Annotated in this window: 2 protein-coding genes; both read left to right on the forward strand. The window is 59.6% G+C overall.

Annotation, left to right across the window (positions count from 1 at the left end):
* Positions 1–170 precede the first annotated feature (170 nt).
* The gene (locus ACFSR7_RS09850; RefSeq protein WP_378160992.1) at positions 171–12,203 is read left to right on the forward strand and encodes an S-layer homology domain-containing protein; all 12,033 of its coding nucleotides are present in this window, start codon (positions 171–173) and stop codon (positions 12,201–12,203) included.
* Between the two features lie 200 nt (positions 12,204–12,403).
* Positions 12,404–13,669 carry an outer membrane protein assembly factor BamB family protein gene (locus tag ACFSR7_RS09855; RefSeq protein ID WP_378160994.1) on the forward strand — a complete coding sequence of 422 codons (1,266 nt, stop codon included), beginning with the start codon at positions 12,404–12,406 and terminating at the stop codon, positions 13,667–13,669.
* Positions 13,670–13,716 lie beyond the last annotated feature (47 nt).

The raw sequence follows: 13,716 nt of genomic DNA on the forward strand, positions 1-13,716 counted from the left end.
TACAACCGGGGAACGGTCGCCGTTTTTCTTGCTTTCTTCTCTATTAAATAAATGTCGAATATTTTACATTTATTTTTAATTTCGACATCCTGCTGACATCCGGATCAGTTAAGATGGTAGATATGAACCATTTTTTGTCGGAGCGTGTCAACATCGAGAGGGGCAAACGTGTGTACCATCATTTGATGCACAAAAGAAATCGTATTTTTGTCAGCTGCTTGCTTGTGCTGGCCATGCTGGCAAACCTTGTTCCGGCGAATCGCGCCTCGGCCGAGAGCGGACAAGCGGCGATCCAGGACCTGCTGAGCACTTTGACCTCATTCAACGATACGAAGGGGCACTGGGCGGAACAGGAGATTACGGACCTCTCGAATCAGGGGATCGTCAGCGGTTTCCAGGACGGCACGTTCCGGCCGAATAGCCTTGTCACGAGAGCGGAGTTCGTGACGTTAGTGAACAAGCTATTTCATTTTAGCGTTCCGGGCGCTGCCGTTTTTTCGGATGTTCAACCGAAAAATTGGTTCGCTACGCAAGTCAGCATCGGATCGCAAGCAGGCTATATTCAAGGGGATGCGCTGGGAGCGTTTCGACCGAACCAGCCATTGAACCGTGCCGAGGCGGCCGTTATTCTGTCGCGGCTCGTCCCTTTCTTGACGAAAACCGGTACGGACCCGTTAACCGCGTTCGGCGACCGCTCTGCGGTTCCCGCTTATAGCGCGGACGCCTTCAGAGGCGCAATCGAAGCCGGTTACATGAAGGGCTTCGAAAATGCGACGATTCGGCCGGGCCAGGCTTTGACCCGCGCGGAAGCAGCCGCGCTGCTGAATCGGATTCTCAAGCAAGGTAGCCTGGATGCGGGGCAGACGGCGACGTTCAAGGCCGCTCCGAAGGCGCTGACGGACGCGGGCGCTTACGGTCCGGCAAGCGGCGAGGCGGCTGTAGCCGGCGACGTGTCGATTCAAGCACCGGGCATCACGCTGCAAAACCTGACGATTCGCGGTAATCTCACAATCGCCGAGTCCGTGGGCGAAGGCGACGTCTATTTGCAGAACGTCAAAGTCTCCGGCAGTACGATCGTAAAAGGCGGCGGACCGAACAGTATCCACATCGATAATTCCACCCTGACGTCGATCGTCGTCGAGAAGGTAGGCGGACGCGTGCGCGTCGTCGTCGGCGGAACGACGGTCGTCGAGCAAATGGACATCCGTTCGGATGCGACTGTCGAGTCCGAAGGCAATGCCGGCATCGAGGGCATCACGATCTCCCAGGCGGGAGAAGTGACCTTGTCCGGCGACTTTAAAAATGTTGAAGTGAAAGCGAACGTGAAATTGTCGGTATCCGCAGGCGTCATCGAGCATCTGTCCGTAGACGCGGCGGTAACCGGATCGACGATTACGCTTGACGGCAGCGTACGCGTGACCGAGATGAATCTGCAGGGCGGCGCTTCGGTCAAAGGCGAAGGCACGATTCAAAAAGCCATCGTGGCTTCCGCGAACGTAACGTTCGAGAAGCAGCCTGCCAACGTTGAAAAGTCCGGAGAAGCGGCGGGGCAGGCGGGCCATTCGAATGCGGGTCAAGGGACAAGCCCGACGACATCGCCGGCGGCAACCCCGACGCCTACGCCGATCGCAACGCCAACTGCAACACCCACAACGTCACCAACAACGTCACCGACGACATCTCCAACAACGTCGCCAACGACATCTCCAACGACATCGCCCACAACATCGCCGACGACTGAACCGACAACGGCACCGGCCACCGTGCCGGGCGCGCCTGCAATCGTAGCCGCCGTCGGTGGAGACCGCCAGGCTATCGTTCACTTCACGCCGCCGGCCGACGACGGCGGCAGCACGATCACGGGCTATAAGGTCGCAACGACCGACGGTTCGTTCACGGCGACGGGCGACAGCAGCCCGATCGCGGTAACGGGCCTCACCAACGGCACGGAATACGCTTTTGTCGTCCAAGCGATTAATGCGGCGGGAACCTCGGCGGCCTCGCAGGCTTCGAGCGTCGTCGTTCCGCGCGTGCCGGATGTCCTGGTCACGCCGACGGTCGGCGCCGTCACATCGTCCGGATTTACCATCCGTCTGAGCCCGGCGATCCAGGATCTGGATGCGCTCAGCTTTGTCCTGAAGGATTCAAGCGCAGCCAACGTTCCCGTGGACATGGTTACGGCGGACACGGACGGGACGTACCGCGTTTGGGCGCAGCTCGGCGAAGGCCAGACCTACAAGCTGGCGTTGGCGGAAGAAGGATACGCCTTCGCAGAGGATGCGGTCGTCGCGGTCCCCGTGACGGACAAGTCCGAGATTCCGGTGAGCGTGACCTGGGCTGCCCATTACGGGTTCCTCCTGACCTTTGGGAGCCAGGTCGATCACCTTTTCGCCAGAGAGATCGTGCTCAAAGACGGCCAAGGCAACCGTGTCGTCATCCCGTCGGTCACCGAGAAGGTTGCAGGCACAAGCTACGTTGTGAGCGTGCCGCTGTCCGGGCAGCAGCCTTATACGTTCCAGATCGCCTGGGCGGATAACAAGGTCGCGGCCGGCGGCTTCGACATGACGGATACGATCGCGGTCACGGCGACGGTCAAGTCGGTCGAGAACGCCGGATTCACGGTGAAGCTGAGCGTCCCGCTGCCGGATCTGACCGCAGCCGACTTCACGCTTGCGGATGATCTGGGCGGGACCATCGCCGTCGCATCGGCGACGACCGCCGATCAAGGCGCGAGCTATCGGATCGAAGCGTCGCTGAGCAGCAGTCGTATATATACGCTTGGCATGACGAGCGCCGGGTACGACTTCGGCACGATTCCGACCTTCCGAATCGCGAACGTCACCATTTCGCCCTGGGGACAGGACGATGTGTTCGCGGGCTTCAACCCCAGCGTCGGCTCGGCCTTGACGCATAGCAACTTCAGCGTGACGGACGCCGCAGGCAACCTTGTGACGTTCACGGTCAGCTGGTACGCGCCTCAGCAGTTTTATCTGCTTCACTTCGCGAGGGAGGCCGCGCAGAGCTATTATGTTCGTGTCATGATCCCGGGCTACGACTTCGGCGACCCCAAGATGATCCGTCCTACTTCCTTTCATTATATTGAAGCGGCATCCCCGTCGGGCTTCAGGCTATTGCTGAATCCCGCCATGAATTATGCAACTTCCGACTTCGTGCTGAAAAACAGCGCCGATCAGACTGTACCCATCGGATCCGTGACGAAGAACGGGAACGGCGCTTCGTATGACTTTACGGCAAGTCTCAGCCCTGGCGCATACACGCTGTCCCTGCAATCGAACCCGAGTACGGAGTTGCCGCTCGTATGGATTCCGCTCGAGACGCGGCTGACGGCAACGGCCGAGTCCAACAACGTCTTTACGGTTCGGCTCGGCATCGCCGTCGACGGCATCGAGACAAACGGATTCAGGCTGAAAGATGCCAATAGCCACTATTTTTATCCCGAATCGGTCTCGACGGAAGACCATGGCCAGTCCTACCGGGTTGTGATGGGCGGCGCAGGCTTGGCGGCGGGCGCGTACACGCTGACGCTTAGCGGATCGCTCCCCTCGGGCACGCCTTATCAATCGGACGCGCAGGCGACGCTCGTCGTGCCGGAGACGGTCGATGCGACGGGCGCCGTCATTACGGACGTCACGACGGGCGGTTTCACCGTCACGTTTAACCATCAGGTGCCGGATCTGGAACCGTCCGACCTCAGCCTCGCCGATTCGTCGGGCGCGTCCGTCCAGAACGTTCTGCTCGCGACGGAGGACGGAGGCCTGAGCTATCGCGTGACGGCGATACTGATTCGCGACAAGACGTATAAGGCCGTTTTCGCAAAAAGCTTCTTCGCATTCGATGCGTCCAATTCGTTCTACGTGAACAAAAGCGCGTCCGTCCGCGTCGGCAATGTCACGCCGAACGGCTTTACGCTGTATTTAACGCCGGCCTTGCCGGATCTGAATGCCGCCAAGGTCGTCATTACAGACGCGCAGCATCAGGAGCTGTACGAAGCGCTGACGACATCCGACGGCGGCGCGAGCTACCGGGCCGACTTCGGCAACCTGAACCTGCTGGGCTGGGGCAAGACGTATGACGTCGCGGTGAACCAGCCGGGCTATACGACCGCGGCCATCCGGATTACGACGCCGGTCATCGTATCCGTGGCGAGCAAGTCGGCCGCGCAGCTCACGCTGAATTTTAACGTGCCGGTGCCCGGTCTGACCAAGGCTAGCTTCAAGCTCGTAGACGATGCGGGAACGGTCGTGCCGATCAGCGCGGCGGAGACCGCGGATGACGGCCTGAGCTATGTCGTCAAGGCATCGATGCCGGAGGGCAAGCTGTACTGGGTCACCTATTTGCCGAACGAGGACGATCAGCTCTACGATCCGCTGCGGGTTACCGTCGTGAAGAACGTGGGCGCCACGGTGTCGCGTCCTTCCCTCTACGGCTTCACGCTGACGTTCAGCGAGCCGGTGCCGGGACTCCGGGCGATGGACCTTACCTTGAAGAACAGTCAAGGCGTGCGCCTGCCGACCGGCCAGTATACGATCTCGACGGCCGATCAGGGCAAGACGTACCGGATCGCCTATCAGTTGGCCTTCGCGGATACGTATACGGTGACGCTGTCCGGCGACGAATACGGCACCTATCAGGACAAGTACGCGCTGGCTTCGCCGGTCAGCTTCGACATCCCGAAGCCGGGCGTCGTTCAGCTCCTTTCCAAGAACAATACGTCCATTCTGCTCAGCATCGACCATGAGCTGGAGCTGACGGCAGCGAACTTCATCCTGAAGGACGGCGACGGAGAACTTGTGCCGTTTACGGTCAACCAGGTATCCGCCGGCGTATTCACGCTGTACGCGGACCTGTCGCAGCCGATGGCCTACACGCTTCAAATCGTGTATCCGGGGTACGACTTCGGGCCAGCCATCACGATTTCGGACGCTATTCTTGTGGAGACCCTTTTGACCAATCAGTCGCAGAAAGGCTTTACGATGAACCTTTCGCCGGCCATTCCGGGTCTCGCGGCGGCGGATATCGCGATTGAAGATGCGGACGGTCATCTTGTCGGCGCGACGGCCGCGTCCACGGCGGACTTCGGCAAGAGCTACCGGATCCTGGCGCCGCTGACCGGCGGGACGACCTATACGGTGACCGTGACCAAGGCGAATTACAATCCGGAAAAGGCCACATTCACGCTTATCGCCAACGGCGCATCGATCGACAGTCTGAGCCTCCAGGGCTTTCGATTGAACCTGCTGAAGAAGCACGTTTTCGGCCAAATCGAAGTCCGGGTACTGGATGCTGCGGGCGAGCGGCAGACGATCAGGAGCCTGTATTCGACGGACCAGGGCTTCAGCTACGAGGTAGGCATCGCGCTGACGCCTGACGAGACTTATACCGTTCAAGTGGAAAACGTGGGTATTAACAACGCGACCCCGGGCAACGACTACGGCGCAGATCTTGCGATCAAAGTCGTCCATGTCGACGCCAGCTACGGCGGCGTGGTGCCGGGCAGCAACGGCAGCAAGGTAAAGGTCGCATTCGATCCGGCCCTGCCGGGCCTTGACGAACGCAGCTTCCATCTCGTCGCGGGCCCCAAGGAGCTCCCGATCCTGGATGCCGTGACCGAGGATGGCGGCTTGACCTATGCGTTGACGGCGCTGTTCGCGCAGGGCAGCGTTTACAGCCTGTCGATCGTTAAGGACGGCTACGATTTCGGGGCGCAGTTGACGGCCGAAGTGCCGGTCGGCGTCATCCAGAGCCTGTCGAATGTCGCGGCGAAGGAGATCCGGATTGCGTTCGGCCCTGCCGTCCCGGATCTAACGACGGACAGCTTCACGATCAAGGACGATCTGGGCAACGATTGGACGGCCGATTCCGCGCTCACTTCGGACGGCGGCGCTACGTATGCCGTATCGGCGGACTTCGCCGGCGGACGAACGTATACCTTGACGGCGGGCAAGTCGGGCTATGATTTCGGCACAGCGGTCTCGGCCTTTATTCCGAGTCAGATTGCGACGACGATCACCGACGCAAGCACGGGCGGCTTAACCTTATCCTTCAGTCCGGCCGTAGCGGGATTGACTGCGCAAGACTTCAGCCTGATCTCGGGCGGCGTATCGACGCCGGTGGCTTCCGCGACAACCGTGGACGGAGGTGCCAGCTATACGCTGTCGGCGGCGCTGACCGGCGGCCAGTCGTACGCGTTGACTACGCAGCGATCCGGTTATGCGTTTACGCCAACCGATTTCCACGTGGACATTCCGGTCCTGGCATCCGTGTCGGGCATGACAAAGTCGGGCTTCACGCTGAAGTTCGATACAGCCGTCGTCGGATTGAACGCCGCGGATCTCCAGCTTCGCGATCGTCAGTACCAGCCCGTAGCGGTGAGCAGCGTGACGACGGAGGACCAAGGTCTGACCTATACCGTCCGCGCGAGTCTGACGGAGAGCGAGAGTTACAGCCTGACGGTGTCGAAAAACGGATACGGGCTCGGCGCAGGCTTGTCGTTCCAGGTGCCGATTCCCGTAGCGGCGAATCTGGATTACGTATCCGAGCAGGGCTTGACGATCCATCTCGGAACGCCTGTCGCGGGACTTGCTGCAAGCGACCTGAACCTGTCGGACAGCGATGGCACGCCTGTCGCGATCGCGGCTGTGACGACCGCGGACGACGGCGCCTCCTACCGGGTAACTGCAGCGCTCAAGCCCGGATTGGATTACAAGCTTGAACTGCTCAAAGCCGGGTACGACTTCGGAGCCGCCTTGACGGCAAGCGTGCGGGAAACGATCACGGTGCGCCTCGGCAGCATCGGGGAGTCGACCTTCCGGTTCGACCTCAGCCGTCCCGTACCGCATCTAAACGGCGCTTACGTCAAGCTGACGGACGCAGACGGCCGTGCGTACACATTCGGCAGCGGCAACGATTTGTACGATCTGAGCGGCGCTATTTTCACCGGCTCGAGCTTCGAGCTGAAGTTCCGCCTCGAGACAGGCGCCAGCTATACGCTTGCGATCGCGGATCCGAACCATCCGTTCGGCGCGCCGATCGAAGTGATCAAGCCTTATGCGGTCGCAGCCGCAGTTAGCCAGCCGGTGCGAGGCGGCTTCAGCCTGACGCTCGGCTCGACCCAGGTCGAGCTCTCCGCGGCGGATATCGGCTTGTACACGCCGGAAGGAGACGCTGTGACCGGGGTCACGCTGACGGCAGGAGACCAAGCCGGCACCTATAAGGTCATCGGAGATATCGTCGAGGGCATGGATTACACCTTGAAGCTTCGCAAAAAGGGCTACGACTTCGGCGCGGACATCGCGTTCCACGTGCCGGTCAAGGTCGAGGCAACGGTATTGAATCCGGATACGAGCGGATTTACCGTCAAGCTCGATCCTGGCGTCAAGGACGCGAAGTTTTCCCTCACGCGAGGCGGACAGACCCTCGCCGTTCAATCCGCGACGACGACGGACGGCGGATATACGTACCGGATCAAGGCGAACGTTGGCGTCAATACGGAATACGTGCTCGTCGTGAGCAAGGACGGCTATGACTTTGGCACGCCGCTCACCGTGAACAACGCAGCCGTCGAACCTGCCTTGCTGAACGCCGTGACCGATGAGATCGGGAACAAAATCGTCCTGAGCTTCGACAGGCCGATCTCCACGGTTCCGACGTCGGCGCAGTTTTCGGTCAAATACAATAACAGCTGGCTGAGCGGGATCGGCAAGAGCCTGGGCTCGGATCCGACCCAGATTATCCTGCAGCTGGATCCGTACACGCTGATCAGTCCCTCGGACAAGGTGTATGTGACTTTCTCCGGCAAGAATACGGTCAAGGCGATCAACGGAACCAACCTGGCCGCATTCAGCGACGCCATCGTGCTGGTCGGCACGACGGCGCTGGGCTACGCGATGACGCAAGCCAGATACGACGCCGCACCGACGGCGCAGAAGCTGAAGGACGGCTTCAAGCTGAGCGCGACGGAGGCAGCCGACATCATGCGCGTCGCCGGCTTCCAGACGAACAATTACGCGCAGGCGATCGCCGGCGTCTACGGCTTGAACGCGAGCCAGATGGCGCAGCTGTTCCGAAATATGCAGGCGGACGGGTTGACCGCGCTTGCCGGCCTGCTGCCGGCCGGATACAGCTTAATCAGCGCAGACATTTTCAAGACGCTCGTGGCTGCAGGCTATGAGGCGCCGATCTTCGTCCCTGCGCTGCGGTCTGCGGGATTCCAGAGCGACCGGATCGCGTCGCTGTTGAAGGAGACCGGTCAGACCGACCGGGAGATCGCCGGCATTCTGTACGCCAACCTGACGGATCCGGCGGCCAAGACGGTCTCGACGCTTCGCAAGCTCGGTACGAGCACGGCCGATATCGTCCGTCTGCTGGGCGAGGTTTACGGATTGGCGCCTTCGGCGGCCTACAAGACGCTGAAGGAAGCCGGCATCGGCATCGCCGACGCCGCCGCGGCGCTGTCGGCCGGTCAGGCCGGCAGCCCGGGCGCTTCAGCGGCCGTCAAGCTGCTGTACGGCGCCGGGTATACGCCGACGGAGATCGGCTCGGTTATCGCGTCGCCATACGGCATCGATAACGCCGCGTCTTTGGTTAACGTTTTGATCGCCGCGGGTCTGAGCGAAGAGCAGGTTTACGCCGCGGCCAGCCGCGCCTTTGCCGGCAAAGATGCGGCAGCGGGCATGCTGCGCGCGGGAATTCCCTTCGGCCAGGTCCTGGCCGCAGTGAAGGCTGCGGGCGCTTCCGACGGCGCTGCGGTCATCGCCTACGCCTTCAAGCAGACGAACTTGGGCGCGATCGAGCTCGCCGCAGCCATGAGGGCGGGCGGCTACGCCGTCGATCAGACGGCATCGGCTGTCCTGGCGGCGGGCTACGGACTCAGCGAGCTTGCAGTCGTCTTCAAGCAGGCTTACGAGCTGGAGATCCCGGCGGCCTACGTCTTGCTTCAGGACCGGTTCAGATACGCGTTCGCGTCTACGAATTCCGGCGCGGGCGCGCAATCTACGATTTTCAAGGCGATGACCGATGCGGGGTACGATTCTGCCCAACTAGCCAAATATTATCTGGATCGGGTGTACAGCCGGAATATACCGAATGTCCTGCGGGAGATGAAGGCGGCCGGCATCGGTACGGACCAGGCGCTGCGCGCGATTCACGACATCGCCAAGGAGGACGGATATCCGCTGACGATCGACGGCGCCTTCCAATCGTTCGGGGGCGGCTACTATACGAGCGACGAAGTGCTGTCGGCCGTCCTGTACGCCTTCGCGGAGGATACCGGCGTGACGCTTGACGTCCAGACGGTCGGCCTGGCCTTTTACAAGATCCGACTGAACGGCTGGTCGACCGGCTTCTACGACAGAGCCATGCAGCTGCGCGGCCGGATGGGCATGACGATGCAGCAGTGGATGGAGCTCGAGAAGTCGGACGGCCGGGTCAGCGGACCGGGCGTGCCGTCGACCTGGGGCATTATCCGGGATACGCTGTTGCTGTACGGCAGCAGTACGGTGACCATTCAGGATGTCGCGAATGCGATGAGCGTCTCCAGCCAGTTCACGCTGAACGAGCTGATCCAGGGGCTAGACGATTATTTCGGCTCGGCGAATGTCAAAGGCATCATCGGCATTCTTAAAAATACCGGCATCCCGATGCAGACGATCCTGGCCGCGATCGAGTCGAATCCAAGGTACGGCAGCGGGTGGATCGACAAGTTCAAGCAATACGGCCTGACCGCCAGCGACGTGAACGCGTATTACAAGAATAAGGGCTTGACCAACGCCGAGATCGTGGGCAAGCTGAGCCCGTACAGCATAAATGAAATCGTGCTTGTGCTGCGCGCAGATATGGGTCTGACGGCGGACCAGGCGTTGTCGCTGCTCACGGCGTCGCACGACGTGCAGGCGGTCAGTCAGGCGATCGGCTACATCTATCGCGAAGCCGAGATCGCCGTAGCGGTGAAGCTGCTTAAGCTTCAAGGCTTCAATGCCTCGGAGGTCGCCACTTACCTGAACAATCACGGCGTGAACGATCCGGGCAACCTGGCTAGCAATCTGGCGGCAGCAGGCTTCTCCAAGAGCGAAGTGACGGCGGTCGTTCTGCAGCGCAACAGCGGCGTCACTCAACTGCCAGCGGCCATCGCGGCGCTCAAGTACGTGTTCGGCCAGCAGGAGCTTGGCCTCGCCGACATACTGGCGGGCGCAGCCGCCAATACGCCGGAAGAAGCATTGTCGTTCATGTCGACGCATCATTACGAGCTGCTCCAAATGGCCGTCGCCCTAAAAACGGTATACGGCAAAACCTCCGGCGAAGCGACCGCCTTGCTCAATGCTTACTTCGTCGGGAACAGCAATTATACGCTCGGCGAAGTGCTTAATAAGGTGACGCTGGCTTACAGTTCCACGGAAGAGAGCACGATCCTCGACGTACTGTCCGCGCAGGGCGTGACGTCGCCCAAGGCGGCGATCGTCAAGCTGCGTCAGCTGGGTTACGACAAGGCGAACGGCGCGGTTAACCTCGCGATTGTCGCGCGCGTGCTGAAAAACGGTTACGGCCAGGATGCCGCGCAAGCTTCGGCTCTTCTGTTCGAGAGCGCCGCTTACAATACGGTGCAGATCAGCTACGGCGTGAACGAGGCCTACCGAGCCGGCGACGAGATCGGAAACGCCGCGAAGCTGCTCGTCGGCGCGGGCATCACGGATGCCCGCTCGGCAGTGCGGTACCTGGCGGATCGAAGTGCGGGCATGGCCTTGACCGCGCGCGTACTGAACGAGATTTACCACGCCGATATGCAGGCGGCACTGACTTACATGAGCGCGATCTCCAACTACCGGCAGCAGGATATCCTCGTGGCGCTGCAGACGGCTTACGGTTCGGATCCGTTATCGAGCTATCTGGCCTTGATGAAGCAGCGGGGCGCCAATGCGTACGAGATTACGAACGAGCTGGAGAAGCAAGGGCGCGTCTTCAGCGCCGAAGGACGCAGCTTCCTCATCGATACGCTGAAGTCCCTGGGCTACGATAAAGAGAGCATCATGTACGAAATTCTTACACGTTACAAGCCTTACAGCACCGAAGCCGACATCGCGCAGAACTTTGTGAGAGCGGGCTTCTCCGATGCCGCGAGCATGGCCGCGATGCTGCTGAAGACGCGCTACAATCCGAACGAAGGCGCTACGCCGGTCCGCGTTCTCACGCTGGCGCTGCCGAACGCGACGCACGGCAGCATCGCGCAGGAGATGAAGAAGGCGGGCTTCACGGCGGAAGCGATCGTGAGCGGCATGCTGGCCTTCGGCTTCGACGATTCCATCGCGGCGCTGCTGAGGAGCTTCGGCTTCTCGGCGACGCGAGCGTCGGAGATTCTGCACAGCGCCCGCTACTCGACGGAAAGCAAAGTCGTCTGGCTGAAAAAACTGGGCTATCCGCTGGAAAATTACTTCGGCACCCTGGGCAACGGAAGCACGGATCTCGTCGTCATTTTGAAAAAACAGGGCTTCTCGGCCGTCCAGATCGCACAGTCGCTCTACCGCGCGAATACGGAGCCATTCTGGATGATCCGTTACCTGGACGAAGGCGGCTTCTCGGATCTGCCGACGCTGGTCGACGCTTATTATCGGTCGGGCGAGCCGATGATGTGGACGATTCACGATATCTACATTTACGGGACGTCGTACGGTGCGGGCACCACCCATCGCTGGCCGCTGATCGACGTCGTGCGGGAGCTGCAGAAGCACGAGTCGATCTCGCTGGTGGCGCTGGCAGGCCTGATCAATTATGCGAACGGTAATAAGTACGGCGAAACGTTCACGATCGTCAAGGCGTTGTCGACTGCGGAGCAAGCGTCGTTGCGCAGCTCCCTGGGGATTGCCGCCGAAGTCGTCGGCGAACATGTGCCCAACATCGCGGGCTTGTCCATCATGCGGGCGATCGGCGTGAGCGCGAACCAGGCGTCCGTCATCCTGAAGAACGAAGGCGGCGTGAGCGACTGGAAATTCGCTACGTTGATCCTCTTCATGTCGGGCTACGGCGTCACGGACGTCATTAATGCGGTATTCGACACCTATCGGACGGAGATCGGCATCCAGGTGCTGATCGCATTGTTCAGCTCCGGCGCGGGTCAGCTCATCAAGGATTGGGACAAGTACAAGTTCGTGATCGAGAAGATCGTTACGATAATCAGCAAAAACGTAAAATAATTGGTCGGCTTGCCGATCGACTGCGTGATGAGAATGGAACAGGATGCTTCGGCGCTGCTTGTACCTTGAACGGGCAGGCGCCGGAGCCTTCTTTTTTGATTGTACCTTGAAGATTATTCCATATCATAATACAATAGGTCCTATGAATCTATAGTCCCAAATCTAGTGCTAACTTACTTGTTTATGAAAGGGGATTGTGAATGAAAAGAAAGATACTCGGCTTATTCGCGGCACTCTTCCTTCTTGTCAGCGTTTCCGGCCTCCAGGGTGCCGCCGCAGCGGCGAAGGTGCAGCTGCTTCCTTCCAACGACTACAAGGAGTTGCCCTATATCAACGACAACGGGAAAAAGGTACAGCTTCGGGGCTACAAAAACTTCGAGGTCGATTGGAGCGTAGCGGAAAAGGATGCCTGGCCGGTCATGCTGAATGTGGATCGGCTGCTGCTTCTGAACGGAGATTACACGAAAGCCATTTCTACCTCGGGCGGACGAAAGCTGTGGGAGCAGCATTATTTTGATTCCGATTTACTCAGTGTGGACGCATGGGGGCAATCTTCAAATGGAACGATCTTCACACTCCGCAAGGATATTGTGGACGATACGTTCGACGCCCGGGTGGATCTGCTCACGCGCGACGGCAAGGTCAAATCCACTTATCATCTTCCTCATGACGATTTCATATTTCCGGATTTTATTTCTGCAAGCGGTCTGGACTCGAATGACAACCTGATCACGACGATAAGCGGGGGGCTCGTTTCCGTTGCTCCGAATGGGGCGGTCAATTGGGTCAACGACGACTTTGTGGACTGGACGATTTCTTCTTCATCGAGCGGAAGCTATGTCTTTACGACGCATAAGACCAATATCGAAGAATTGATCGTCGACGCCCAGAATAACGTACTTGTCTTGACCGATTTAAATCATGTTTACTACGTAAACAGCTCCGGCAAGCTGTTGTGGGACGTGGCGCTTGATTCGACGCCGAAGGATTGGAAGGCATCGGGCTATATCCAAAAAACCGGACAGTGGGTCCGGGCGTTCGGCAATCCGACGGCGCGTATGGAAATTTTGGACTTGAAGAGCGGGAAGCTGACCAAAGTGACCAAGCCGACCGCGGCTCAGCTGGATCTGATCCTGCCCAAGGCGGGAAATGGACGCTATTATGTGGAAGCGAACCGCGGCATCGCCCAGATCGATACGACAGGCAAAACGATATGGGAATATCCGCTGCGATTCAACGGCTATTACACGGTCATGTCCTTGCTGAGCGATTCCAAAGGCAACGTTTATATTCAGGATAACGGGGGCAGCGTATTCTCGCTTGATCCAGCCGGTAAGGAACGGTATGTGCTGGTCGTGAAGAACATGGGATCGATCAGCGAGATTCTGGTCGACGGCAACGGGACGCTATATGTAGTAGATACGGAGATGGGCGTGCTGGCGATCAAGCAAAAGAAAGTGAAATAGGCGACTCAAGATGCGAGGACCCGCCCGATATGGACGGGTCCTTTTTC

Origin of the sequence: Cohnella sp. GCM10020058, from assembly GCF_042683485.1 — a bacterium.
Taxonomy (GTDB): domain Bacteria; phylum Bacillota; class Bacilli; order Paenibacillales; family Paenibacillaceae; genus Cohnella.